Genomic DNA, 24,161 nt, shown 5'->3' with positions numbered 1-24,161 from the left:
GTTACCGCGCCTCCTGGTCGTTGTCCGCGCCGTGTGCGGCCCATATCGGCTGCCGCTCCGCGCGTCGCGCGGTGCCGCCCGGCCGTTCCTGTCGTTCGCTGCGTCCGCGCAGTGCGGTGTGCAGTCCGTCCCACAGCGTGCCGTCGGTGCGGTCCCTGGGATCGGGGTCGGTCAGCACCACCCCGATCACGGGTATCCGCTGGTCCGCGAGCTGCCGTGCCACGGTGTGCAGCCAGGCCGCGCTGCCGTGTCCGGCCCGGACCACGAGCACGGTCTGGGTGCCGAGGTACTGCAGGTCGGTCCAGGCCGTGCCGGGCGCCACCGAGCCGACACCGAGCCGGATTCCCTGCTGCGGTTCGGCCGCGGCCCGCTCGCCGCTGACCACGGTGGGGTCACCGGGCTTCGGGCGGCGGCCCGAGAGCTGGGAGCCGGGCAGCCCGTCGACCACCATCACGGGCCCCTGCGCGGCAAGGTCCTTCGCGATGTCCAGGGCGAGCACGGCGGCCGTGCGGGCCGCGCCGAGTTCCAGCAGGGAAACCGCTTCCGCGGAGCCGCGCACGGTGCGGGCGAGACTCGTGGTGAGCCGCGTGTGGGCCACCCGGGCCCGGCGCCGCCGCCACGGCAGGGCCGACCTGCGGGGCAGATCGGTGATGACCGAGGCTCCCAGGTGGGAGGCGATGTCCCGGCGCAGCACCGGCCGGTCCTTCACGACCACGCCGACCGCGGCGAGGGCGATCCCGACCACGAGGCCGAGGACGAGGCCGATCACGGCGTCGGTGGCGGCGGCCTTGGGCATCGCGTAGGGCACCGCGCGCGGGTCGTCCACGATCTGGGTGCCGGCGACGACCTGGGGTGTGCCGGTGCGGGCGTCCGCGGCCCGCTCGTCGAAGTCGGCGATCCGCGAGTTGAGTTCGGCCCGGCGGGCGAAGAGCGTCTCCAGGCTCGCCGACGCCTGCGGGTCGGTGTCCGGCGAACGGTTGCCGATCTCCTTGTTGACCCGGGCGAGTTCGTCCCGCATCCGGTCGCGCTGCTCGAGCAGGGCGTCCGATTCGGCCTTCGCGGTGGCCTGCATGCGCCGCACATGGTCGGCGACGAACGCGTCGGCCAGCGCCTTGGCGCGGTCGACCGCCTGCGCCTCGGTGTCGCCGGTCACGTCGATCTGCAGCAGGTTGTTGGTCAGACCGGTGCCCTGGTAGTCCCGCATGAAGTCCTCGGGCTTCTCCGAGGAGTCGAGGGAGCGCAGGGCCTGTTCGGCGATCCGCGTGGTCCCGAGGACCTGGACGTCGGTGCGTATCAGGGTTCCGGTGTCGTTCGGCTGGTCGTCGGCGTGGGCGACCAGCACCTTGGTCACGGCGCTCGGCGGTGGCGGCAGCAGGATCGCCACCGCCGCGCCGAGCAGGAGCCCCAGCAGAGCCATCGCCGACCAGAGGCGGCGGCGCCTGCGGACCGCCACCACCAGACCCTGGAGGTCGATGAGCGGAGTGGACGCCGACGGCTCCGCAGTCGTACTCGTCGTCACGCTGAGCCTCCCGTGGCGTGGCTGTGGACCGCCGGCGCCGGAGCGGCGTTGTGCGGAGAGTGGTCGGCCGGGGACGCCGGCCGGGCCAGGACCGGGTCGGCGACGACGAGGCCGACGACCTCGTGCCCGCCGTCCGCGCACGCCCGGGCGATGCCGCTGAGTTCGGCGGTGGTCCAGTTGCCCGCGCTGACGACGATCAGCGCTCCGGACTCGGTCGCGCGGTCGGGCACCATAGGCCGGTCCACGGAGACCGGCACCAGGCGCAGCAGGGATTGTCCGCCGGCCGCGGAGCCGGTGGACGCGTCGCCCGTGGCCTCGGCGACGAGCTGTCCGGCCGCGCGGTGGGCGACGCGATCGCCTTCCGGAACGACCGCCAGGAGCCGCTGGGGCGCCGCCGACCGGTCGCGCAGGCGGGCGCACACGCGCCGGTAGCGGATGCGTCTGCCGGCCTCGTCGCCCGATCTCTGCGGGGCCGGGGTGTCCCACCGGGTGTCGGCGCCGAGGAGCCGGGTGATGCGGGCCCGGGCGCCGTCGCCCTCCGTCCGGGGCGCGTGCCCGTCGTCGGGAACGTCGACGGTGCCGATGAGGTCGGTGCCGAGCGCGGCGGCGATCTCGCGCTCGGTGCGCGGACGCCGGTTCATCCGGACCGCGGCGAGGTGGCCGATCACCGCGAGCAGGAAGAACAACAGCGCTCCCGCGCCGATGAGTTGGACCCGGGTCGGGGCCGTCTCGCCGGTGGGCCGGGACGCCGGGCCCATGACGACCATGCCGGCCGTGTTGCTCGCGGGGTCGGCCTGGTCCAGCTTCGTCATGGCCTCTTCCAGCGAGGTGCGCAGCTTCTCCAGCGAGGTGCGGGCCTCGACGCCCTCCACGGTCTGCCCGGGGTCGGCGGCCTGGGCCAGGTCGCTGATGCGGCGGTTGGCCGCTTCCACCTGCTTGCGCAGCGCGGCGCGCTCGGTGGCCGCCTCGTTGTCGGCGCTGCCGCCCGCGATCTGCTTGGCGAAGCCGACGAACTGCTCCGCCGTCCGGTCGGAGAGCTGCTGGGCGTGCTTGGGCGTGTCGGCGGTCCCGGAGATCTTGATGATGTTCCCGTCCGCCGCCTTGGCGACGACCTGGTCCTTGAGATCGGTGCCGCTGACGTCCGTCCAGTGCAGCTTGTCGGCTGCGAGGTCGAGCACCGTCGAACTCGTCGCGATGTCCACCTGGGTGAGCAGTTCCCGCTCCTCCCACTGCCCCGGCAGCAGGACCGAGGCCGTGGTCGTGTAGCGCGGCGGGAACACCAGCGAGGCGCCGTAGCCGACGAGCGCGCCCACCACGGCGAGGGCGGCGAGCAGCCGCCACCGCCGTCGGAGCATCCGTCCGATGACGACCAGACGGATCGTGTCTTCGTTCAACGACGCAGCCTCTTCCTTGTCCGTACCGTCGTGCCCGCCGTGACCGGTGCGCGACCGCCGCACGCCGCCGCGTAGGCGGCGAGCAGGGAGGCTTGCGAGTTGCTCCACGAGAGCGGCCCGCTGATCCGCTCCTGGCCGATGCGGCCCATCTCGGCCCGCTTCTCCGGGTCGTCGAGGAGCAGGGTGATGAGCTTGGCGAACTCGGCCTCGTCATTGGCCGGCGCGTAGACGGCGGCATCGCCCGCCGAGACGCGGGCCTCGCGCAGCTCGAACGAGACGAGCGGCCGGCCCATCGCCATGTACTCCAGGACCTTGTTCATGGTCGACACGTCGTTGAGCGGGTTGCGCGGGTCCGGCGAGAGGCAGACGTCCGCCGTGGACAGGTAGCGCACCAGATCGGCGTCCGGTATCCGCCCGGTGAACTGGACCTGGTCGTCGAGGCCGAGCGACCGGGACAGCTCCACCATCGCGTCGAAGGCGTCGCCGGAGCCGACGAACACCGCGTGCCAGTCGGTCCGTCCGAACTCGTCGCGCAGCTTCGCGAGGGCCCGCAGCGCGTAGTCGACGCCGTCCTGGGGGCCCATCACGCCCAGGTAGCAGAGCAGATGGGGCTTTCCGCGCTTCAACTCCGGTTCGGAGGGCACCGGTTGGAACCGCTCGACCGCGGGCGCGCTGCGCACCACGAACACGTCCTCCGGCCGCTTGCCGCCGCGCCGCACGGCGACGTCCCGGTAGCTCTCGTTCGTGGCGAGCACGATGTCCGCGGCCCGGTAGGTGCGCCGCTCCAGCGCGCACACGGCGCGGTAGAGCAGGTCCTTGCCGCGGCCGAACCGGGACAGGTACAGCTCGGGCACCAGGTCGTGCTGGTCGAAGACGAACCGCGCGCCGCGCCGCTTCAGCCACAGCGCGGGCAGGAACAGCAGGTCGGGCGGGTTGCAGGCGTGGACCACGTGGACCGGGCCGACCTTGCGGGCCAGCCGGGCCGTGTGCCACAGCGCCGAGCCGTACTCGCGCAGGTAGCCGGCCGGTCCGCCGGTGGCGGCGCGCAGCGGGTAGCGGTGGACCCGCACCCCGTCGATCACCGCCTCCGGTTCCGTGTCCCGCTTCTCGCCGCGGGGGCAGATGACGTCCACCTGCCAGCCCGCGTCGCGCAGGGTCAGGCACTCCTGCCACACCCGCCGGTCGAACGGCACCGACAGGTTCTCCACCAGAATCAGCGCACGCCGGCCGTTGCCGTCGCCGCCGATCGCGCTACCAGACAAGGCCCATGTATCCCGGTTCGGTCCGGCGCGCATCGGCGTCGGGCAGGCGGACGAGGTCGATGATGTCGGGTCCCTCACCGTGCGGCAGGGCCGCGAGCACGGCCTCGTCCTTGGTGCCGACCAGGCACACCTCCGCGTGGTCGAGGACCTCGTCGACGGAGTCGGCGAGCAGCTGCGCGAGGTGCGGCAGCCGGTTCTCGATGTACTCGCGGTTGGCGCCGAGGAGCCGGGACAGGCTGACGTTCGCGTCGTAGATCCGCAGGTCGTAGCCCTTGCCGAAGAGCCGCTCCGCCAGCTCGACGAGCGGGCTCTCGCGCAGGTCGTCGGTGCCGGGCTTGAAGGACAGGCCGAACAGGCCGACCCGGCGCTTGCCGGTGCGCTCGACCATGTCCACCGCGCGCTGCAGGTGGTCGGCGTTGGACGACAGCACGTGCGACAGGATCGGCACCGAGACGTCGGCGCGCTGGGCCGCGTGGACCAGGCTGCGCAGGTCCTTGGGCAGGCAGGAGCCGCCGAAGGCGAAGCCGGGCCGCAGGTAGGCAGGGCTGATGTTGAGCTTGCGGTCGGCGAGGAACACGTCCATCACCTGGTGCGAGTCGACGCCCAACGCCTGGCAGACCGCGCCCAGTTCGTTGGCGAAGCCGATCTTGAGGCCGTGGAACGAGTTGTCGGCGTACTTGATCGCCTCGGCTGTCGGCACCGGCACCCGGAACACCTCGCCGGGCAGACCCTCGTAGAGCGCGAGGACCGCGTCGCCGCTGGCCGGGTCCAGTTCGCCGATGACGGTCTTGGGCGGGTCGAAGAAGTCCCGCACGCTGGTGCCCTCGCGGAGGAACTCGGGGTTGACCGCGACGCCCAGCTCCACACCGGCGGTGCCGCCGACGCTCTTCTCCAGGATCGGCACGAGCAGGTTGAGGCAGGTGCCGGGGAGCATGGTGCTGCGGAAGACGACGGTGTGCCGTCCGCCCCGCTCGGCCAGGGCCGTGCCGATCTCCCCGGTGACCCGCTCCAGATAGGTGGTGCACAGGCTTCCGTTGGGCTCCGACGGTGTGCCCACGCAGATCAGCGAGATCTCGCTGTCGGCGATCGCCTCGCGGACGTCGCGGGTGGCGCGCAGGGCTCCGGTCCGCACGACGTCGGCGATGAGTTCGCCGATCCGCTCCTCGACCACCGGGGCCTTGCCGTCGTTGACCAGGTCGACCTTCACCTGGTTGACGTCGACCCCGATGACCTCGTGTCCCATGCTGGCCAGGCACGCGGCCGACACGCAGCCCACGTAGCCGAGCCCGAAAACACTGACTCTCATGACGTGTTACTCCCCCCAGGCAGGCCCTTGTGGCCTGCGGTCCGTGCGCCGCCGGTAGTACGGCGGTCCCCACGCATCAGTACGCCCCCTGGCCATGGATCACGGCCCGCAGCGTCTTCCACAAGATCACCGTGTCCAGGGCGAGCGACCAGTCCTCCACGTACCGCAGGTCGAGGCGGACGGCCTCCTCCCACGGCAGGTCGCTGCGCCCGCTGATCTGCCACAGTCCGGTCAGTCCGGGCTTGACCAGCAGCCGGCGCCTTATGTCCGGGCCGTACTCGGCGGACTCCTCCGGCAGCGGAGGCCGCGGGCCGACGAGCGACATCGACCCCGTGAGTACGTTGAACAGCTGCGGGAGCTCGTCGAGCGAGTACCGGCGCAGCACGCTGCCGACCCGGGTCACCCGAGGATCCCTGCGCATCTTGAAGAGCAGTCCCGCGCCCTCGTCGCGGTCGGCCAGTTCGGCGCGTGCGGCGTGGGCTCCCGCGACCATGGTGCGGAACTTGAGAATGGTGAACTCGCGGCCGTTCTTGCCGACGCGGCGCTGGCGGTAGAACACCCCGCCGCGGCTGTCGCCGAGCACGAGCAGTCCGACCACGGTCATCAGCGGTGCGAACAGCACCAGCAGCAGTGCCGCGCCCAGCCGGTCGACGACCGCCTTGATGGCCCGGCGGGCCCCGGTGAAGGTCGGCATGCTGACCCGCAGCAGCGGGATCCCGAGCACCGCGTCGACGTGCAGACGCGGGCCGGCCACCTCCATCAGCACGGGGGCCACGACCATCTCGGCGTCGCTGCCCTCGAGGTTCCAGGCCAGCCGCTGGAGCCGGTCCGGGGTCCAGTGCGGGTCCGGTGTGACGGCGACGACGCGATAGCCGTCGCGCTGCACGTGGCCGGCGAGGTCGGCGAGCCGGCCGACGACCGGCACTCCGTCCAGGTGGTCTCCGTCGGGTCCGAGCCCGTCCGTCGTGCACACGGCCTCGATCCGCCAGCCGAGGTGCGGGAACTTGCGGGTCCGGGTGATCAGGTCGTGCACCGTGGCCGGGCTTCCGGCCGCGAGAACCGGTCTGAGGCACTGCCCTTCCTTGCGCTGCTTGTGCAGCCAGAGGCGGAGCAGATACCGCTCGGTCATGGTGACGATCCCGATCGCGGGTATCGCGACGAAGATCCAGAGTTTGATGTTCCGCGAGGTGAGCGCTATGCCGCCGAGCGCGAGCACGACGGTCGCGGTGAACAGCGAGCGGCCCAGACGCCGGAACTCCTCGGCGCCCTGGCCGAGCACGGCGGGAGCCCAGGCACGGCTCACCGTGAGGGCGGCCAGCACCAGCAGCTCGGTGCCGAAGGCCAGGATCCCCCATTTCTCATGCCAGTTGGCCGCGTCGCGCGCGCCGAAGAAGTTGCCTATGCCCGCGACCACCAGGGCGGTGGCCACCATGTCGCTCGTGATGACGGAGCGGCGGTACCGCTGCTCCCAGTCGTTCGCCGGCTGGCTGATCGCCTCATCCGTCAGACGCCCGCGCGCCGACGAAAAAGGGCCGACTAATCCCCCCTGCCGCACAGAAACCCCCCGGTCCCCAGTGGTGGTGCTTGGTCGGTGACTCAGATCCCCCAGGAGGCCCCCGCCTCCCGCACTGCGCCGTTCTCCCGCCGGAAAGCCCCCGCCTTCCGTGCTCGGCCTGCCGGCCGTTCAGCGCTGTTCGCGTCCGTCACGACGGAAACCGGCAGGCGTGAGCCGCGCAACCCGCGACAGCCTGCGAGAACCCGTCGACACCTTGGGTGCTCCCCTCACCCAGGGCCCCTCTTGGACTCCAAGAATGGATCACCTCACTGAAGGGACCGGAGGGACGCCTGTTGATCAGCATGACTCTTGATCAATAGATCATCATTTGTCGCCTCGTGTCCCAGCATGTGAAGCACGGTCAATCTAGACCATGGAGACCCCCCTGAAGAGGGGGATGTGTGGAATTTGTGCTTGATATTTGAAGTCGGCTCGACTGGCCGATGTTCGCCTACTGGTACCCCACGAGGCCGTGCACACCGTGTGACCTGTGCTGACGTGGCGTGTCCGGGGCTTCTGCGGCGAGAGCCGAACCCCCTTGATTCAAGCCCTTCTTGGAAAAAGTCGTCCGGATTCGATCAGCCGCCGCGCGCCCCCGCGAAGAGCCGGGTCAGCGCGGTCGGTGCCGAGATGGCGGCGCCGACGACGGCGCTCGCCGCTCCCCCGGCGAACGCCTCGGCCGCCTGCGCCGGGGTCACGATCCGGCCCTCGGCGACGGCCGTGGCGAGTCCGGCGACGAGTCCCGGGATCCCGGACCCTCCGCCGCGGTGATCCCGGGACGTACCCGGACAGAGTGACGGCGACGTGGTCGGAGCCCGGCCGCGCTGCCTCGATCCTTTCGGCCGGATGCGAGGAAGCGGCCGTCACCACCGGTCCGGGGCGAAGGGGCGCGGGCGCGATCCCTCACGTACGGTCGTCGCAACCAGCGAAGGAACTGAGATCGGAGCCGCGGATGAAGGCCGCCCGCTTCAGCGCGTTCGGGGAACCCGACGTCCTCGGCATCGTGGAGCTCCCCGATCCGCACCCGGGCCCGGCCCAGGTGCGGATCGCGGTGCGCGCGGCCGGGGTCAACGCCAGTGACTGGAAGAAGCGGCGCGGCCAGATGGACCAGGAGCTGCCGCAGACACTGGGCTACGAGGCGGCGGGCGTCGTCGACGAGGTGGGCGAGGGCGTCACGGACGTGGCCGTCGGCGACCGTGTCTTCGGCTTCTGCCCCGACGGGGCGGCCCAGGCCGAGCTGGCGGTTCTGGCAGTGTACGCGCCGGTCCCGCCCTCGCTCGGCCTCGCCGCTGCCGCCGCCCTGCCCAGTTCCGTCGAGACGGCGATGCGTGCGCTCGACCAGCTCGGTGTCGGCCGCGGCAGCACCGTGCTCGTGAACGGCGCGTCCGGGAGCGTCGGCAGCGCGGCGGTGCAGTTCGCGGTGGCGCGCGGGGCGCGGGTGATCGGCACCGCGGGTCCGGCGAACCACGCCTACCTGCGCTCGCTGGGCGCCGAGCCCGTGGCCTACGGTGACGGGCTCGGCGAGCGGGTGCGACAGCTGACACCCGACGGTGTGGATCTGGCGCTCGATGTGGCCGGGAGCGGGGTGCTGCCCGAGCTGATCGGGCTCGCGGGCGGTCCGGAAAACGTACTGACCGTCGCCGACGTCGCGGGGGCGCGGGAGCACGGGGTGCGGTTCAGCCGCGGGGACGACGGACGCGCGGTCCACGCGCTCGCCGAGATCGGTCCGCTGATCGAGGCCGGGCGGTTCACGCCGCCCGACGTGACCACCTATCCGCTCGCGGAGATCGCGCAGGCGCACCGGGCCGGCGAGAGCGGCCGGGTGCGCGGAAAGCTCGTCCTGCTGGTCGGCTGACCCGCCGTACGAACGGTGCCCCCGGACGAGCGGGACTCGTCAGGGGGCACGGTGGTCGGCACGACCGGGTTCAGGCGACGGCGGGCTCCCGGTCGCCCGGGTTCTCCGGCTCGGCCGGGGTGTCGGGGACATCGGCCGGGAGCTGGGAGAGCGGGCCGCGCGGGTACTGGGCGGTGACCAGCGCCGAGGCCTCCTCCGCGGTGGAGACCGACGGCGGGGAACCGGCCAGCGGCTGACGTGCCGTCTCCTTCATGAACAGGACGGCGACGGCGCCGACGACGGCCGCGAACATCATGTAGAACGCCGGCATGAGGCTGTTGCCGGTGGCGCTCGTCAGGCCCTCCATCACCAGCGGCGTGGTACCGCCGAAGAGGGAGCCGGCGACGTTGAAGGAGATCGCGAGCGCCGAGTAGCGCACCTCCGTCGGGAAGAGCGCCGGCAGCACGGCGGACATCGTCGCGAGGAACGTCAGCAGGCACAGGCCGAGCAGCAGCAGACCGGCGTAGATCGCGACGTGGCCGCCCGAGCGCAGCAGCAGGAACGCGGGCACGGTCAGGACGACGAAGCCGAGCATGCCGGTCAGCAGGACGGGCTTGCGGCCGACCCGGTCGGAGAGGGCGCCGAGCGGGTGGACGAGGCACATCAGCACGACCATGACGACGACGAGGGCGACGAGACCCGCGGTGGAGCCGTACTTCAGCTCGTCGGTCAGGTAGGTCGGCATGTACGACAGCAGGCCGTAGTCGGCGATGTCGTAGGCGGCGACGAGCACCATGCACAGCATCAGCGCACGCCAGTGGTCGCGGAAGAACGGGCCGAAGCGGAACTTCGGGCGCTCGGCGCCGCGCTCCTGCTCGCGCTCCAGCTCCTGGAAGGCCGGGGTGTCCTCCAGCTTGAGCCGCATGTACATGCCGATCAGGCCGAGCGGACCGGCGACCAGGAACGGCACGCGCCAGCCCCAGGAGAGCATGGCGCCGTCGTCCAGGGCGGTGGTGAGGACGGTGACGAGACCGGCCGCGCCGACGTAGCCGGCGAGCGTGCCGAACTCCAGGTAGCTGCCGAAGAAGCCGCGCCGCTTGTCGGGCGCGTACTCGGCGATGAAGGTGGCGGCGCCGCCGTACTCACCGCCGGTCGAGAAGCCCTGGATGACGCGGAAGAGGAGCAGCAGGACCGGCGCCCAGATGCCGATGGCGGCGTACGAGGGCACCAGGCCGATGCCGAAGGTGCCGAGCGCCATCATGATCATGGTGAGGGACAGGACCTTCTTGCGGCCGATCCGGTCACCGAGCGGCCCGAAGACGAATCCGCCGATCGGGCGCAGCAGGAAGGCCGCGGCGAACGCGCCGAACGAGGCGAGGGTCTGGGCCGTCGGATTGCCCGACGGGAAGAAGACCTTGCCGAGCGTGACGGCCATGTAGGAATAGATGCCGAAGTCGAACCACTCCATGGCGTTGCCGAGCATCGCGGCCTTCACCGCGCGCTTGACCGCCGACTCCTCGGTCACCGTGATGTCGCTGAGCCGCAGCTTGGGGCTGCGCCGTCGCTCGATCACCCGGAACAGTCCCCGGTGACGGCGTACCGCCTCCGGGTTCCACTCCGGCTCGGCCTCACTTGCCGCCTGCGTCGTCTCCGCGCTCACTGACGGATTTCCTTCCTCCGGCTTCCCTCCGGACGGGGGCGCGGGCCGGGTTCCCGGTACGCGCCGCCTCCGGACAGGAAGACAAACACCTTCAGGCCACCCCGCCTGCCCCTGGTTCGGCGGTTCCATGCAGGTCAAAACGGTGGAGACCTCGCGAGGAACATCACACGCACCCTGCACAGGGTCCGGAAGAGGTGCAGGTCAGCGGCTTCATATCTGACATGACAACGGTCACCGGTGCAGCCTTTGCCGACGGGCGCGGCATGCGTTTGACTGCCTTCGAGGCATCCGTCGACGGGGGAGGACGCACACATGAGCGGGCACGACCACGGGCCGGCCGCGGGGCACACCGACGGCCCCGGCGGCGAGCACGACCACGACGGCCACGGACACGCCGGGCACTCCCACGGTGTCTCGGCGGACGCCGACCGCCGCTGGCTCGCCCTCGCCCTGACCCTGATCACGGGCTTCATGGCCGTCGAGGTCGTCATCGGCATCGTCGCCCGCTCCCTCGCCCTGATCTCGGACGCGGCGCACATGCTGACCGACGCCGCGTCCATCGTGCTCGCGCTGGTCGCGATGCGGCTGGCGGCCCGGCCGGCGAAGGGCCGCTTCACCTACGGGCTCAAGCGCGCGGAGATCCTGTCCGCCCAGGCCAACGGGCTGACGCTGCTCCTCCTCGGTGTCTGGCTCGCGTACGAGGCCGTGCGCCGGCTCGTCGCGCCGCCCGAGGTCGCGGGCGGTCTGATGCTCGCGACGGCGCTCGCCGGCATCGTCGTGAACCTCGCCGCGACCTGGTGCCTGTCCCGGGCGAACCGCACCTCGCTCAATGTGGAGGGCGCCTACCAGCACATCCTCAACGACCTGTTCGCGTTCATCGGCACCGCCGTGGCCGCCCTGGTCGTCGTCCTCACCGGTTTCGCCCGCGCCGACGCCATCGCCACCCTCGTGGTCGTCGTCCTGATGGTGCGGGCGGGGTACGGGCTGCTGCGGGACTCCGGGCGCATCTTCCTGGAGGCCGCCCCGGCGGGCCTGGACCCGGACGCCCTCGGCGACCGGCTGGTCGCGCAGAAGCAGGTCGTCGAAGTGCACGATCTGCACGTCTGGCAGATCACCTCCGGGCAGGCGGCCCTGTCCGCGCACGTACTGGTCGAGCCCGGCGGCGACTGCCACGCCGTGCGCCGCACGCTGGGCGAACTGCTGCGCGACGACTACGGCATCTCGCACACCACCCTCCAGGTCGATCACGCCCCGGAACCCGTCCTCCAGGTCGCGCGCGCCGCCGACTCGGCCGGGACCGACGCCCACTGCGCGGACTCGCACGGCCCGGTCCACCGCGAAGAGCCGCACGCACACTGACAGCCACACCTCACACACTCCGGCGGAACAATGCGGCCGCCCGCAGCGCTGTCCCTGATACCTGGCCAGGTATGCAATGCGCGGACACAAGCGGCGGCACGGCCCCACCGGGGGCGGAGGAGTGTGAGAGTGATGGCGAGGTCAGGACCCGACGGGCCGCTGAACGACGTGGGCGGTCACGAGGACAGCTGTGTCGTGACGACGTGCGGGCGCAGGATCGCCGTACGGCGCATCCGGCTGGCGCCCGCGGGCCGTCCCATCGGCCGGGTCACCCTGGACGTGGGCGCGGACCGGGGCGGGGAGCCGGGGGTGTGGGCGTCGCTCACCAGCACCGAGGCCCGCGAGCTGGCCCAGATGCTGCTGCTGCACGCCGAACTGACGGACAGCGGCGCCGATCCGCACAGCCGGCACGGCTGACCTCAGGATCAGCCGGCTGGCCCCCGGGGCGCGTCCTCGGCGTCGGCGAGCGCCTGTTCCCGCCGGCCCTCACCGGGTTCGGCCTCGCCGACGAGGTGCTCGAAGGTGCCGGTGACCGACAGCAGCCGGTCCAGACGCGTCGAGCGGCCGGTGATGCGGAGGGCCAGGCCGTCTTGGTCGAGCCGGCGACGCAGCATGAGGAGCGCGGACAGACCCATGGAGTCGACGTGGTCCAGCTCGGCGCAGTCCAGCAGGACGGTGCCGACGCCTCGGTGCTCGTCGAGCGCGGCTCCCGTCAGCCGGGTGAACGTGCCGTCGGTGTCGTAGTCGAGCTCACCGGCGACCTTCAGGGTCAGGACGCCGTCGCGCGGTTCGTCGACGGTCAGGCTCAGGGCGGTGTTGGTGGTCATGCGTGCTGTCCGGGTCGGGGAACGGTCAGGGTCTTGCGGGGCGTGCCGGGGAAGGGCGTGAACGGCTCCGCGGTGGGGTCCCGTGGGGCCTCGCCGCGGATGACCGTCGCGGGGACGGCGTTCGACGGTGTCATGACGTGAACCTTCCCCGGGTGTGCCCGTCCACAGCGGTGAGATGAGCGGCGCGCGGGGCCGTGATGGCCAGCAGCGCCATGTCGTCGTGGGGGCCGTCGCCGACCCATTGCGTGGCGACCATCTGCACGCGCTCGGTGACCGCCTCCGCGGGCATCCCGGCGCATTCGGCGAGCACGGCACGCAGCCGTTCCTCGCCGAACATGCGGTCGCCCAGCGGCCCGCCGTGTGCTTCGGTGATGCCGTCGGAGTACAGCAGACAGGTCTCACCTGGGTGCAGGACCACGGTCGCGCCGGTCACCGTCATCTCGGAGAGCACGCCGACCAGCGTGCCACGCGTGTCGGCCTCCTCGACGCGGCCGTCGGCGCGCACGACGAGGGGCGGGGGGTGTCCGGCGCTCGTGACCCGCACGCTGACCCGGTCCCGCTCACGGACGGCGGAGGCGAGCACCATCGTGGCGAAGCGGGTGTGGTGGGAGGAGAGCAGGGCGCTGTTGAGCAACGACAGCATGCGGGCGTGGTCTGAGGCGAAGGGCAGCAGCGCCTCGACGGTGTTGCGGATCTTGCCGGTGAGCACGGCGGCTTCGAGCCCCTTGCCGCACACGTCGCCGAGGACCGCGAACGCCTCGCCGTCCGGGTCGTCCGCGGGGTGGACGTCGTAGAAGTCGCCGCCGATCCGCTCGTTCACCGCGGAGGGGCGGTAGCGGCCGGAGAAGTCGATGCCGTGCGTCCGGTGCAGCGTCGGCGGCAGCAGTTCCCGCATCAGGACATCGGTGATGCGGGTCTGCTGTGCGTATATCCGGGCGGCCGACAGGGCGGCTCCGGCCCGGGCGGCGAAGAGCCGCGCGAAGGTCTCCTCGGCCTCGCTGAAGGCCGCTTCCTCGCAGTGGCGCAGCAGGACGACGGCGCCGGCCGGGAAGCCGTGTCCGGGCAGCGGCACCACGACCACCGAGCCGATCTCGGAGACCGGGCGGCCGAAGCCCTCGGGGATCGCCCAGGCAGGTGTCCCGGCGGGGTCGATCCAGCGGGAGGGCACCGGGGGAAAGCCCAGCAGCGCCTCGGCCAGGCCGGGCAGGTCGGCGGGGTCGAGGACGATGTGGTCCTGGGTCACGCGATCGCCGCACGCCCAGGTCACCGGGTGGGTTCGGCCGTTGCCGACGCCCACGATGACCGCCGCGTCGGCGAGGTGCGCGGCCGCGAGGGACGCGGTCGCCGCCATGCAGCGGTCCACGTTCAGCGACGCCAGCAGTTCGCTGGACACCTCCTGGAGGAGGCGTGAACGGGCGCGCTCGCTCTCCAACTGGTCTCGGGCCGAGCGCAGATCGCCGTCGTCGACGAGCCACCAGGACACGGCGCCGTCCGCGCGACGGCTGGGGAAGGCCTCGACCGTTCTCTCGCCGATGCGGCCCCAGGCCACCTGCGGCTGGACCTCGTCACCGCACGTCAGCAGGTCGGTGTGGGCCCTGGACAGCCAACCGGGGGCCGTGTCCGCGAGCAGCGCGCCGACCCGTACGTCGTGGAGGAGGCTGCCCGCGGGATCGTCGCAGGAGAGCACTCGGCCCGCGTCGTCCACCGTGACGGTCGGGTGGGCGGCCCGTCGGCCTGTTGCCGTGTCCGCACCTGGCGGGTTCATTGGTTCCGTGGGGGAAACCATCACGCAGGGCCCGGGATTGACGAGCCCACACCACCCTTCGCCGCAGGTCGGTGGAGAGCAATCGACGCCTGTCTCAGGTGACTTGCTCCGGTCCGGAATCAGCGCTCCGTCTCATGCTTTCCATCCGGCAACAGTTGCACGGTAAGGGTCCCTCCGGCAACTGACGTCCCTGACGAGGACAGGGTTCGCGGGAGATCAGACAGTTTGCGACTCAGACCGAACCGGTTTCGCGTCCGAACCAGTCGAGACACACCACGAGAGCATCGTCCTCCGCGTCGGTGTTCACGTGCCCGGCCAGTTCCTGGAGGATCGCCCGCGGAACGGCCGACGCCGGGAGCAGACTCGCGGCCTGGACGGCGCGTGCGAGCCTGCGCTCGCCGTAGGCCTCACCGGTCGCGGACAGCGCCGAGTAGACGCCGTCGCTGACGAAGAGGAGGCGGTCACCGCGCCGCACGTCGAATTCCTGCACGACGTAGTCGGTCTCCTCGAACATCCCGAGCGGCAGTTGCGCCTCGAACGGGATCTGCTCCACCGTCCGGTCGCGCTGGCGCCACAGCTGGGGCGAACCGGCGTCGACCGCGTGCACCCGCTCCGTCGCCAGGTCGAAGGAGAGCAGCAGCGTGGAGACGTAGCGCTCGCCGCGGTGCTGGGCGTAGAGCGCCTGATCCGCGAGGGCCGCCTGGTCGGCGATGCCGATGCCGGCCCGCCGGGCGTTGCGCAGGGCGTTGACGGCGAGGTTGGTCAGGAGCGAGGCCTCGATCCCCTCCCCCATGCCGTTGGTGACGGTCAGAGTGAGGCTGTCGCCGGTGGCGGCCCAGTCGAAGTTGTCGCCGTGGATGGCGTACGCGGGCTCCAGCTGGGCGCCGATCGCGTACTCGGTCCGCGTGTAGGAACGTCCGGGCAGCAGTTGCCACTGCATCTCGGCGGCCAGGGTGAGCCGGCTCGCCCTGCGGGCCTGCAGGTAGACGTCGGTGTCCCGGTCGGCGACGACGATCTCGTGCCCGAGGATCTCCGCGAGATCGGTCAGCTCGTCCACTTCCCGGGGCGTGCATCTCTCCTCCGGCACGCGCACGGCGAGGATGCCGAGTCGGTCGCCGCGCACGGTGACCGGGAGGAAGAGGTCCACGGATCCCTCGCCGCGCACGGTCCTGGTGTGCGGATCCTGGCTGGCGAAGGCCCGGCCGGCGGCGCTGGCGTGGACGGGTACGGGCTCGGCGGTGTGCGGCAGCTCCGTCACCGGCTGGAGCAGCGTCAGGCTGTAGTCGGCCATCAGCAGGTCGACGCTGAGGGCTCCGTACTCCTCGATCAGCGCCCGGCGCACGGTGTCCAGCAGGTCGAACGGCGCGGCGGCGCGGATGGCGCGCTCGGCAGCGAGGAACTTCGTCACAGACTTCTCCGATGGGGCGGCCGGCCACCGAGGGAGAAGCGGAAACGGGCGCCCGGCACCGCCGCTTCCGCGAGACGTCGAAAGATCACAAATATTGCCATGCGGCACCTATTTGAGGATTCTATCTCGGCGGCAGGGCCTGCCGGCACTGTCCGTCCGACCTGGTGGAGGCAGTTTTCCGGCGCCCGCCGGGGGCAGGTCCGCGCACGTCAGGCGGTGGCTTCGGTCGCCCCTTCGGAGCCGGACCCGGTGCCGTGCAGACCGATGTGCGCGGCGGCGGCCTCCTGGAACTGTTCGAGCCCTTCGACCAGGGTGCTCAGCTCGGCCGGCGCCATGGAGCGCAGGACCGCCTCGAGTTCCCGGGCGCGCGAGGCGCGGAAGTCGTCGAGCACGGCCGCACCGCGCCGGCTGAGCCGGAGATCGACCTCCCGGCGGCTGGTGGGACTGGCCACCCGCTCCACCAGGCCGGCCGCTTCCAGCCGGTCGCAGAGCCGGCTCACCGACGACGGCCGGGACCCGAGGGCCGCACCCAAGGCGCGCTGATTGACCGGTTCCTGACCCTCGATGATGGTCAGGGCGCGGAACTGCGAGGGCGGCAGCGGCCCGGCCTGAGCGGCCGCCTGACCGCGCCCCCACAGCACTTCCAGCAGCTCGGAGACGCCGCACGCCACCTGGGCCACCTGCTCGGGCGAGCGGAAGGGCAGACTCTGGGGCATCCCAGCACCCTTCTGTCGGCAGTGACGTCGGCCCCCGAGCCTACCGCCGTCCCGGTCCTCCGGTGCGCCCCGGCCCCGCCGCCCCGGCCCGCGCGTCAGCCGGGGCGCCGCGTCGAGTCGCGGGAGAGCAGCGTGGCCTGCACCAAGCGGTGTCCCGGCTCCGAGCCCGGCCGCGGCGGGTCCTGGACGAGGCCGATCAGCAGCTCCGCGGCCTGCTTGCCGATCTGCTCGGGGGCCAGGTCGAGCGCGGTGAGCGCGGGCCGGGCGCTGCGGGCGAACTCGCCGTCGGCGCCGACCACGATCTGCACGTCGTCGGGCACGCTCAGCCCGAGTTCGCGGCAGACCGCGAGGGTGGCGAAGCCGAACTTCTCCATCACCACATAGAGGGCGTCGGGGCGGTCCGGGCGGGCGAGGAGGCGGTGCGCGGCCGCCGTGGAGTCGGTGCCGGGCTCGGCGCGGTCCATCAGGACGGGGTTGCCGGTGCGGGCGCACCAGTCGCGGTAGGCGCGGGCCGCGTCCTCGTCGTAGGACTGGCCGGTGGAGCCGGTGAGCAGGCCGATGCGCCGGGCGCCGGTGGCGGCGAGGTGGTCGAGGGCGGCGACGGCGCAGGTGGACAGTTCGTTGTCGACCCAGGGAAAGGCGTCCTTGCGGGACAGGTCGCGGCCGGTCGTCACGACCGGGACGCCCATGCCGGACAGCCGCGTCAGCAGCGGGTCGTCGGTGAGCGGGTCGATGACGATCGTGCCGTCGAGCGGGAGGGTGTCGAAGGGGCGGCCGTCCAGGGAGGGCGGGACGAGCACGAGCGAGTAGTCGTGGGCCATCGCCGTCCAGGTCGCGGCGTTCACGATCTTGACGAAGTACTCGATGTCGGTGATGCCGCCCTCGACGGCGGTGCGGTGGGTCAGGCCGAGCAGTCCGGTGCGGGCGCCGCGCAGGCCGCGGGCGTTGGGGTTGGCGCGGTAGCCGATCTCGGTGGCGACGGCCAGGACCCGCTCGCGCGTCTCGGCGCCGACCCGGCCCACCCCGTTCAGCGCGTGCGAGGCGGTGGTGACCGAGACGCCCGCGCGGCGGGCCACTTCCCGCAGACCGCCGCTCTTCGCCGAGGCCCCCCGGGGCGTACCGCCGCGCTTCGGCTGTGTGACGTCTGACATGGCGGCGAGCTTACAGGTTGACTGCCAAAACGTTTAGGCAGTACGTTCCGAAGCGTTGCCAAAACGTTTGGGCAATGGCATCGGCCGGTGCACCGGAGACTTCGTCCGGGCGCCCGTCGCACCTCCCGCACACCGCCGTGCGACCCCCTCCCCGTACATCGCGTCCCGTCCCTCCAGGCCGGGGCGCCGGTCCGCAAAGGACTCCTGCCGCTCATGGCCGAGGCCACCACCACCGCTCCGCCCGGATCCACCGCACCTGCCGCGCCGACGTCCGTCTTCACGGTCGAGCAGCGCGGCATCGACGCCGTTCCCGCAGCGGAACGCCAGGGCGGTCCGGGCCGCCTGTTCGGCCTGTGGGCCGGCACCAACACCACCGTGTTCACCGTCGTGTACGGCGCGCTGGTCGTCTCGTTCGGCCTGTCGTTCTGGTACGCGGTCGCGCTGATCGTCGTCGGCAACGTGCTCGGCTTCACGGTCACCGGCCTGACGAGCCTCCAGGGCCCGCGCACCGGCACCTCCACCCACTCCGTCTCGCGCGCCGCGTTCGGCCCGCGCGGCGGACGGCTGCCGGCCCTGCTGAGCTGGGTGATGCTGGTCGGCTTCGAGGCCGGCGGCATGGTGCTGATCGTCCTGGCCGGGCTCGCGCTGCTCGACCAGGCCGGGATCACCACGGGCACCCCCGTGAAGCTGCTGGTCATCGCCGTCGCGGCGGGGCTGCAGATGCTGCTGCCGCTGTCCGGCTACCACCTGATCATGAAGGTGCAGAAGTACTTCGCCTGGATCTTCGCCGCGATGTTCGCCGTGATGGCGTTCCTCGTCGCGCCCAAGGCGGACTTCTCTGCGCACGGCGCCGCACCGTCGCTGGTGACGATCTCGCTGGTCCTCGCGATGGTCACCGCCTCGGGCGGCCTGTCCTGGGCCGACATGGGCAGCGACTACTCGCGCTACCTGCCGGAGGACTCCGCGCCGCGCAAGGTCTTCGCGTGCGCCGCGCTCGGCGGCATGGTGCCCAACATCCTGCTGCAGATCCTCGGCGCGGCCGTCGCCACCGCCACCACGAAGGCGACCGACCCGATCTCGGGCCTGCCGGAGATCCTGCCCGGCTGGTTCATCACGCCGTACCTGCTGCTCGCGATCGTCTCGCTGCTCGCGGTGAACACCACGGACATGTACTCCTCGGGCCTGAACCTGCTGGCCGTCGGCATCCCGATCAAGCGCTGGATGGTCGTCTTCATCGACCTCACGCTGTGCACCGCGATCACCCTGTGGGCGGTGTTCTCCGCCGACTTCTACACCCTCCTGTCGAACTTCCTCAGCCTGATCGTGCTGTGGCTCGGCCCGTGGGCGGCGGTGTACCTGACCGACTGGTGGCTGCGCCGCGGCCGCTACGACGTGCCCTCCTTCTTCCCCCGCGAGACCGGCCGCGACGGCATCTACTGGCACAAGGGCGGCGTCCGCCCGGCCGGTCTGATCGCGGTCCTGCTCGGCTTCGTCGCGGCCGTGCTCTGGGTCGACTCCACGGTGTTCGTCGGCCCGCTGTCCGACGCGGCCGGCGGCCTGGACCTCTCCGTCTTCGCGGGCGCCCTGGTCGCGGGCGTCGTCTACTGGCTGCTCGCCCGCCGCACCGTCCGCGCCGAGGCCGACCTCGTCCCGGCCGCCTGATTCCCCCTTTTCCGTGGCACCTCTTCACCTTCGTACGCGCTCTGGAGCGAACCCCATGAACCACCCCAGCCTCCGCACCCTGATCGACGCCTCCGAGGGCGTCGTGAAGGCCGACCGGATCATCAAGGGCGGACAGCTCGTCAACGTCTGCACCGGCGAGATCTACCCGGCCGACGTCGCCATCACCGGCGACCGCGTCGCCGCCACGGGTGACGTCAGCGCGTACGAGGGCCCGGACACCGAGACCGTCGACGCGACCGGCAAGTACCTCACGCCGGGCCTGATCGACGGCCACCTGCACCTGGAGTGCTCGAAGCTGTCGGTGACGATGTTCGCCGACGCCGCCGTCCGCTTCGGCACGACGTCGGTCGTCTCCGGGCTCGACCAGTTCCTCGTGGTCGCCGGGCCGGAAGGCGTGCGCGAGGCGCTGCGGGAGGCCGACGCCTCGCCGATGAAGATCTTCTGGGGCGCGCCGTTCAAGACGCCGTACACCCTGCCCGAGACGACGGTCGGCTTCCGCTTCGGTCCCGAGGACCACGCCGAGGCGCAGGGCGGGGCGGACTGCTTCGGGGTGTGGGAGACGGTCGCCGAGTTCGTCCTCAACCGCGACGAGAAGGTGCTCCAGGCCCTCGAACTCGCGCACCGCAACCGGCTGCCGATCTTCGGCTGCGCGCCGATGGCCGCGCAGACCACCATCAACGCGCTGTCCGCCGCCGGTGTCCGCCTCGACCACGAGAGCTACACCGCCGAGGAGGCCCTGGAGAAGCTGCGCGCCGGCATGTCGCTGCTGATCCGTGAGTCGTCGGTGGCGCACTTCATGAACGAGAACGTGCGCACGATCACCGAGTTCGGCGCCCAGTCGCGCCGCGTCGGTCTGTGCACCGACGACATGCACGTCGCCGACATCCTGCGCGAGGGCCACCTCGACAAGCTGGTCCGCATGGCGATCAAGGCAGGCGTGAAGCCGGTCGAGGCGATCCAGATGGCGACGCTCAACTGCGCCGAGATGTACCGCATCGACCACCTCGTCGGCTCGATCACGCCGGGCCGTTACGCGGACGTGCTGATCGTCGACTCGCCGGAGTCGTTCGTCGTGGAGCGAGTGTTCTCCCGCGGTGAGCTGGTGGCCGAGGGCGGTCGTACGGTCAAGGCCCCGCAGCCGCCCGAGCGTACCGCCGCCCTCTCCCCCGCCTTCCAGGTCGCGCCCGTGAGCGCCGACGGCATCGGTGTCGTCGCCGAGGGCGCCACCGCCGATGTGCTGGTCGTCGAGATGGACCGCACGGTGCCGTTCGTCCGCAAGGGCGTGCCGATGACGCTGCCCGTCGAGGACGGCACGGTCCGCGCCGACCTGGCGCAGGACGCGCTCTACGTCACGGTCTCCGAGCGCTACGGCAAGAACGACGGCGCCACGGTCACCGCGATGATCAACGGCTTCGGGCTGCGCTCCGGCGCCATCGCCTCCTCCGCCGCGCCCGACGACAACAACATCATCTGTGTCGGCGCCGACCGCGCCGACATGGCCCTCGCCATCAACCACCTCTCGGAGCACGGCGGCGGCCAGGTCGTCGTCGACGGCGGCGTGATCAAGGAGTTCCTGCCGCTGCCGGTCGCGGGCATCGTCGCCGACCTCGTGCCCGAGGAGATGGCCGACGCCGAGGACCGCCTGGAGACCGCCGCCCGCGCGCTCGGCTGCGCACTGCCGTCCGCCTTCGGCTACCTGATCTTCCTGGAGATCACCGCGATCCCCGAGTACGCCGTCACCGACCTGGGCGTCGTCAACTACCACACGCAGGACGTCGTCGACATCCTGAAGCCCGCCACCGCCGCCGCCAACTGACGCCGCTCACCGAGGAGTTCACGCACATGACTGTCGACGCCTTTGTCACCGGCCTGCCCAAGGCCGAGCTGCACCTGCACATCGAGGGCACCCTGGAGCCGGAGCTGAAGTTCGCGCTGGCCGCCCGCAACGGCATCGAGCTGCCGTACGCCGACGAGGCCGCGCTGCGCGCCGCGTACGACTTCGACGATCTGCCCGGGTTCCTCGCCGTGTACTACGAGGGCATGACCGTGCTCCGTACCGAGCAGGACTTCTACGACCTCGCGGCGGCCTACGCGGCCAAGGCGCACTCCCAGAACGTCCGCTACGCGGAGATCTTCTTCGACCCGCAGGCGCACACCGCGCGCGGCGTCGCCTTCGACACCGTCGTCCGCGGTCTGACCCGGGCCCTGGACGACGCCGAGCGCGCCACCGGCTTCCGGGGCCGCCTGGTGATGTGCTTCCTGCGCGACTTCCAGGCCGAGTTCGCGATGGCCACGCTGGTCCAGTCGCTCCCGTACAAGGAGTGGATCGTCGGAGTGGGCCTGGACTCGGACGAGGCGGGCAACCCGCCGGTGAAGTTCCGCGACGTCTTCGCCCGCGCCCGCGCCGAGGGCTTCCGGCTGACGATGCACTGCGACGTCGACCAGAAGAACTCCACCGAGCACATCCGGCAGGTCATCGAGGAGATCGGCGTCGACCGGATCGACCACGGTGTCAACGCCCTCGAGGACCCGGCCCTGATCGCGGCGATCCGCGAGCGCGGGCTCGGTCTGACGGTGTGCCCGATCTCCAACGCGCATGTCACGGACGGCATGAAGGCCGCCGAGATCCGCGCGCTGCTCGACCAGGGCGTGAAGGTCACGGTCAACTCCGACGATCCGGCCTACTTCCCGGGTTACGTCGCCGAGAACCTGGCGGCCCTGCGCGAGCCCGCCGCCCTCACCGACGCGGACCTGGTCCAGCTGCAGCGCAACGCCATCGACATCTCGTGGGCGGCGCCCGCCGTGCGCGAGGAGTTCCTGGCGGAGCTGGCGGCCTACGGCACGACGGCGAGCTGAGACGGGCTCTGGCGGCGTCTCCCCCGTGGGACGCCGCCAGGTCTCAGGGCCGGGTCAGCAGGCTCCCTCGTCCTGCCAGGGGTTCCCGTCGGTGGTGGCCGGCTTCTCGTTCTGCGTCCACCACTTGGCCTTCCAGTTGTGGCTGTTGTAGCTGACCTCGTTGCCCGCGGTGTACACCGACGTCGCGCTCCACGCCGTTTTGCAGCCGGTGGCCGGCGGGGTCGTCGGCGGCGTGGTGGGAGGTGTCGTGGGCGGGGTCGTGGGAGGAGTGGCACCCGCGAACTTCACCGAGTACTTCGCGAAGTCCCAGGAGTTCTGCGCGACGCTGGAGCAGGTGCCGGAGGTGCGCCCGCCGTTGTCGGCCGGGGTGCACTGGCGGTCGCGGTTGAGGGACCAGAAGGTGAAGCGGTCCATGCCGTGGCTCGTCGCGTAGTCGAGGACGGTCTGGAAGTCGGCCTGGGTGAAGATCTCGCCCGTGTCGCTGCGCCCGTTCATGCCGGAGAAGCCCTCGTGGGCGTAGGCCGTGGCCTGGCTCCAGCCGAACGTGGACTGCAGGATGGAGTTGAAGTTGGTCAGCGCGGCGGTCTGCGAGGCCGCACCGTTGAACCCGCCGTCGAACGGCATGATGGAGAAGTTGTTCGGCGTGAAGCCCTGCGACTTCGCCTCAAGGAGCATCTGCTTGCCGAACCAGCCGGTGCCGTCGGCCGTGCCGGCGGTGGTCACGGAGACGTAGAGGCCGGGGTTGTTCTGCTGGAGGATCTTCGCGGCGCCGATCTCGTTCTTGACGGCCGCCGTGTTCTCGTACTCCGGCTCTTCGAGGTCGAAGTCGATGGCCTTGAGCGAGTACTTGGTGATGACCTGCTGGTACGCGGCCGCCGTCGACGCCGGGTCGGAGCAGGCCTGGCCGAGCTTGGTGCCGCCGTACCCGCCGATGGAGACCGACACGTCGCCGCCCTTGGCGCGGATCGCGTCGATCTTCGCCTTGACGGCCGTGTCGGAGGACACCGGTGCGGTGCCGTCCCACGTCGGCGAGCAGCCGCCGCCGTTGGGCGCCAGGATGAACGCGAGCTGGAAGGCCTTCAGCCCGCTCGCGTCCATGATGGCGCCCGCGTCCGGCGGGTCGTTGTCGAGCGGCATCAGATAGGGGGCGGCGGCGTACCAGCGGTTGCTCAGGGCGGTTGACGCGCCCGCGGCGTTCGTCGTCACCAGTGCGCTCGCGGCCAGCGCGACGGTGGTGACGGCGGTGGCAGCGCCCAGACATGCGCGAAGTCGTCTCACTCTGTTCCTCCTGCACGGGGGGATCGAGGCGCTCGATGGGGAGTCGAGTGCGGACAGCTTCTTGAGCATGAGGGGAGCACGTCAACGGATTGGACTGGACCAGAGAAGGCTTTGGACTAGACCATACGATCTCTTTGCCCGCCAGGGCTTCGCGGACCCTCAGCGCCTACCGCCGCACGCCGATCCCCTCGGCGATGAACTGCCGCGCGCGGATCGCCAGTTCGTCGGCATCCGCCAGCTCGGGGCCCGGGTTGCCCCACACCGCCAGCCCCTGAGCGAGGTCCGGGCCGACCACCTCCGGCGCGAAGCTCTCGAACGTCAGCGGCCCGGTGTAGCCCACGTCCGCGAGCGCGCCGAAGAACGCGGGGAAGCCGATCGTCCCGGTGCCGGGAAGACCTCGATGGCTCTCTCCCATGTGGACATGGCCGAGCCACTCCCCCGCTTCGCGCGCCCACACGGCGGAGTGGACGCCCAGGGGATTGGTCATGGATGCGTTGCTTGTCGTTGCGTCCGATGGAAGTTGCTGCGCGACGAGGTGTCGAGCATGGAAGAGATTTCCTTCCATCGGGGCAACGCCGCACGAGGTTG

General features: G+C 71.5%; 21 protein-coding genes. 6 read left to right on the top strand and 15 right to left on the bottom strand.

Annotated elements, in window-relative coordinates; translation table 11 throughout:
• Nucleotide 1 precedes the first annotated feature (1 nt).
• From ABT127_RS21260 to ABT127_RS39355, 6 genes are all read right to left on the bottom strand, one after another.
• Nucleotides 2–1,519, bottom strand: a complete 1,518-nt coding sequence (locus ABT127_RS21260; RefSeq protein WP_351452173.1) for a Wzz/FepE/Etk N-terminal domain-containing protein — start codon at nt 1,517–1,519, stop codon at nt 2–4.
• The gene (locus ABT127_RS21255) at nt 1,516–2,913 is read right to left on the bottom strand and encodes a Wzz/FepE/Etk N-terminal domain-containing protein (RefSeq protein WP_351452170.1); all 1,398 of its coding nucleotides are present in this window, start codon (nt 2,911–2,913) and stop codon (nt 1,516–1,518) included. Before ABT127_RS21255 ends, ABT127_RS21260 begins: the two co-directional genes overlap by 4 nt.
• On the bottom strand, nt 2,910–4,208 hold the full coding sequence (locus tag ABT127_RS21250) for a glycosyltransferase family 4 protein (RefSeq protein ID WP_351452168.1): 1,299 nt from the start codon (nt 4,206–4,208) through the stop codon (nt 2,910–2,912). Before ABT127_RS21250 ends, ABT127_RS21255 begins: the two co-directional genes overlap by 4 nt.
• Nucleotides 4,165–5,481 carry a nucleotide sugar dehydrogenase gene (locus ABT127_RS21245; protein ID WP_351452165.1) on the bottom strand — a complete coding sequence of 439 codons (1,317 nt, stop codon included), beginning with the start codon at nt 5,479–5,481 and terminating at the stop codon, nt 4,165–4,167. Before ABT127_RS21245 ends, ABT127_RS21250 begins: the two co-directional genes overlap by 44 nt.
• 76 nt (nt 5,482–5,557) lie before the next feature.
• Entirely contained in the window at nt 5,558–7,036 is a 1,479-nt protein-coding gene (locus tag ABT127_RS21240) for a sugar transferase (protein ID WP_351452163.1), read from the bottom strand.
• Nucleotides 7,037–7,614: 578 nt separating this feature from the next.
• The gene (locus ABT127_RS39355; RefSeq protein WP_502971751.1) at nt 7,615–7,734 is read right to left on the bottom strand and encodes a hypothetical protein; all 120 of its coding nucleotides are present in this window, start codon (nt 7,732–7,734) and stop codon (nt 7,615–7,617) included.
• 254 nt (nt 7,735–7,988) lie between these two features.
• Between ABT127_RS39355 and ABT127_RS21230 the strand changes: the two genes are divergently transcribed.
• Entirely contained in the window at nt 7,989–8,891 is a 903-nt protein-coding gene (locus tag ABT127_RS21230; protein ID WP_351452161.1) for an NADP-dependent oxidoreductase, read from the top strand.
• Between the two features lie 70 nt (nt 8,892–8,961).
• Here ABT127_RS21230 and ABT127_RS21225 read toward each other — a convergent pair whose 3' ends face one another.
• The gene (locus tag ABT127_RS21225; RefSeq protein ID WP_351452158.1) at nt 8,962–10,530 is read right to left on the bottom strand and encodes an MFS transporter; all 1,569 of its coding nucleotides are present in this window, start codon (nt 10,528–10,530) and stop codon (nt 8,962–8,964) included.
• Nucleotides 10,531–10,842: 312 nt separating this feature from the next.
• On the opposite strand from ABT127_RS21225, the gene ABT127_RS21220 reads away from it, so the two are divergent.
• Entirely contained in the window at nt 10,843–11,889 is a 1,047-nt protein-coding gene (locus tag ABT127_RS21220) for a cation diffusion facilitator family transporter (RefSeq protein ID WP_351452155.1), read from the top strand.
• Nucleotides 11,890–12,021: 132 nt separating this feature from the next.
• Nucleotides 12,022–12,306, top strand: a complete 285-nt coding sequence (locus ABT127_RS21215; protein ID WP_351452152.1) for a hypothetical protein — start codon at nt 12,022–12,024, stop codon at nt 12,304–12,306.
• Between the two features lie 8 nt (nt 12,307–12,314).
• Here the strand turns inward: ABT127_RS21215 and ABT127_RS21210 are convergent, their stop codons facing one another.
• The 6 genes from ABT127_RS21210 to ABT127_RS21185 form a co-directional block, all read right to left on the bottom strand.
• Nucleotides 12,315–12,716, bottom strand: coding sequence for an STAS domain-containing protein (locus ABT127_RS21210; RefSeq protein WP_351452149.1), 402 nt, complete (start codon nt 12,714–12,716; stop codon nt 12,315–12,317).
• The gene (locus tag ABT127_RS21205) at nt 12,713–12,850 is read right to left on the bottom strand and encodes a hypothetical protein (RefSeq protein WP_351452146.1); all 138 of its coding nucleotides are present in this window, start codon (nt 12,848–12,850) and stop codon (nt 12,713–12,715) included. The genes ABT127_RS21210 and ABT127_RS21205 overlap by 4 nt, the downstream gene beginning before the upstream one ends.
• On the bottom strand, nt 12,847–14,481 hold the full coding sequence (locus ABT127_RS21200; RefSeq protein WP_351452143.1) for a PP2C family protein-serine/threonine phosphatase: 1,635 nt from the start codon (nt 14,479–14,481) through the stop codon (nt 12,847–12,849). The genes ABT127_RS21205 and ABT127_RS21200 overlap by 4 nt, the downstream gene beginning before the upstream one ends.
• Before the next feature lie 232 nt (nt 14,482–14,713).
• The gene (locus ABT127_RS21195) at nt 14,714–15,889 is read right to left on the bottom strand and encodes a PP2C family protein-serine/threonine phosphatase (protein WP_351452140.1); all 1,176 of its coding nucleotides are present in this window, start codon (nt 15,887–15,889) and stop codon (nt 14,714–14,716) included.
• 209 nt (nt 15,890–16,098) lie between these two features.
• Nucleotides 16,099–16,605 (bottom strand): MarR family winged helix-turn-helix transcriptional regulator, encoded by a 507-nt coding sequence (locus ABT127_RS21190; RefSeq protein ID WP_351452137.1) that lies wholly within the window; start codon nt 16,603–16,605, stop codon nt 16,099–16,101.
• A gap of 95 nt (nt 16,606–16,700) precedes the next feature.
• Nucleotides 16,701–17,756: a LacI family DNA-binding transcriptional regulator gene (locus ABT127_RS21185; RefSeq protein ID WP_351452134.1), complete on the bottom strand. Its 1,056-nt coding sequence runs from the start codon at nt 17,754–17,756 to the stop codon at nt 16,701–16,703.
• 213 nt (nt 17,757–17,969) lie between these two features.
• Between ABT127_RS21185 and ABT127_RS21180 the strand changes: the two genes are divergently transcribed.
• From ABT127_RS21180 to add, 3 genes are read left to right on the top strand one after another with little or no spacing between them, the layout of a single operon-like run.
• Complete coding sequence (locus ABT127_RS21180) at nt 17,970–19,418, top strand: purine-cytosine permease family protein (protein WP_351452132.1); 1,449 nt, start codon at nt 17,970–17,972, stop codon at nt 19,416–19,418.
• Between the two features lie 55 nt (nt 19,419–19,473).
• Entirely contained in the window at nt 19,474–21,255 is a 1,782-nt protein-coding gene (locus ABT127_RS21175) for an adenine deaminase C-terminal domain-containing protein (RefSeq protein WP_351452130.1), read from the top strand.
• A 26-nt stretch (nt 21,256–21,281) separates the two neighbouring features.
• Nucleotides 21,282–22,295, top strand: a complete 1,014-nt coding sequence (gene add / locus ABT127_RS21170; protein WP_351452127.1) for an adenosine deaminase — start codon at nt 21,282–21,284, stop codon at nt 22,293–22,295.
• 54 nt (nt 22,296–22,349) lie between these two features.
• On the opposite strand, the gene ABT127_RS21165 is transcribed toward add, so the two are convergent.
• On the bottom strand, nt 22,350–23,573 hold the full coding sequence (locus ABT127_RS21165; RefSeq protein ID WP_351452125.1) for a chitinase: 1,224 nt from the start codon (nt 23,571–23,573) through the stop codon (nt 22,350–22,352).
• 166 nt (nt 23,574–23,739) lie between these two features.
• Nucleotides 23,740–24,060: a TIM barrel protein gene (locus ABT127_RS21160; protein ID WP_351452122.1), complete on the bottom strand. Its 321-nt coding sequence runs from the start codon at nt 24,058–24,060 to the stop codon at nt 23,740–23,742.
• Between the last annotated feature and the right edge of the window lie 101 nt (nt 24,061–24,161).

The sequence above is a fragment of the Streptomyces sp. NPDC001904 genome (assembly GCF_040297005.1).
In the GTDB taxonomy this organism is placed as follows: domain Bacteria; phylum Actinomycetota; class Actinomycetes; order Streptomycetales; family Streptomycetaceae; genus Streptomyces.
The sequence above is the reverse complement of the archived record's forward strand: the minus strand, read 5'-3'. Positions and strand labels throughout refer to the sequence as shown.

What these genes read in the sequence shown, in the direction of transcription:
- ABT127_RS21200 (WP_351452143.1), bottom strand. Translation starts at nt 14,481, where the DNA reads ATGAACCCGCCAGGTGCGGACACGGCAACAGGCCGACGGGCCGCCCAC.
- ABT127_RS21185 (WP_351452134.1), bottom strand. Translation starts at nt 17,756, where the DNA reads ATGTCAGACGTCACACAGCCGAAGCGCGGCGGTACGCCCCGGGGGGCC.
- ABT127_RS21215 (WP_351452152.1), top strand. Translation starts at nt 12,022, where the DNA reads ATGGCGAGGTCAGGACCCGACGGGCCGCTGAACGACGTGGGCGGTCAC.
- ABT127_RS21250 (WP_351452168.1), bottom strand. Translation starts at nt 4,208, where the DNA reads ATGCGCGCCGGACCGAACCGGGATACATGGGCCTTGTCTGGTAGCGCG.
- ABT127_RS21210 (WP_351452149.1), bottom strand. Translation starts at nt 12,716, where the DNA reads ATGACCACCAACACCGCCCTGAGCCTGACCGTCGACGAACCGCGCGAC.
- ABT127_RS21220 (WP_351452155.1), top strand. Translation starts at nt 10,843, where the DNA reads ATGAGCGGGCACGACCACGGGCCGGCCGCGGGGCACACCGACGGCCCC.
- ABT127_RS21245 (WP_351452165.1), bottom strand. Translation starts at nt 5,481, where the DNA reads ATGAGAGTCAGTGTTTTCGGGCTCGGCTACGTGGGCTGCGTGTCGGCC.
- ABT127_RS21175 (WP_351452130.1), top strand. Translation starts at nt 19,474, where the DNA reads ATGAACCACCCCAGCCTCCGCACCCTGATCGACGCCTCCGAGGGCGTC.
- ABT127_RS21160 (WP_351452122.1), bottom strand. Translation starts at nt 24,060, where the DNA reads ATGACCAATCCCCTGGGCGTCCACTCCGCCGTGTGGGCGCGCGAAGCG.
- add (WP_351452127.1), top strand. Translation starts at nt 21,282, where the DNA reads ATGACTGTCGACGCCTTTGTCACCGGCCTGCCCAAGGCCGAGCTGCAC.
- ABT127_RS21205 (WP_351452146.1), bottom strand. Translation starts at nt 12,850, where the DNA reads ATGACACCGTCGAACGCCGTCCCCGCGACGGTCATCCGCGGCGAGGCC.
- ABT127_RS21190 (WP_351452137.1), bottom strand. Translation starts at nt 16,605, where the DNA reads ATGCCCCAGAGTCTGCCCTTCCGCTCGCCCGAGCAGGTGGCCCAGGTG.
- ABT127_RS21180 (WP_351452132.1), top strand. Translation starts at nt 17,970, where the DNA reads ATGGCCGAGGCCACCACCACCGCTCCGCCCGGATCCACCGCACCTGCC.
- ABT127_RS21230 (WP_351452161.1), top strand. Translation starts at nt 7,989, where the DNA reads ATGAAGGCCGCCCGCTTCAGCGCGTTCGGGGAACCCGACGTCCTCGGC.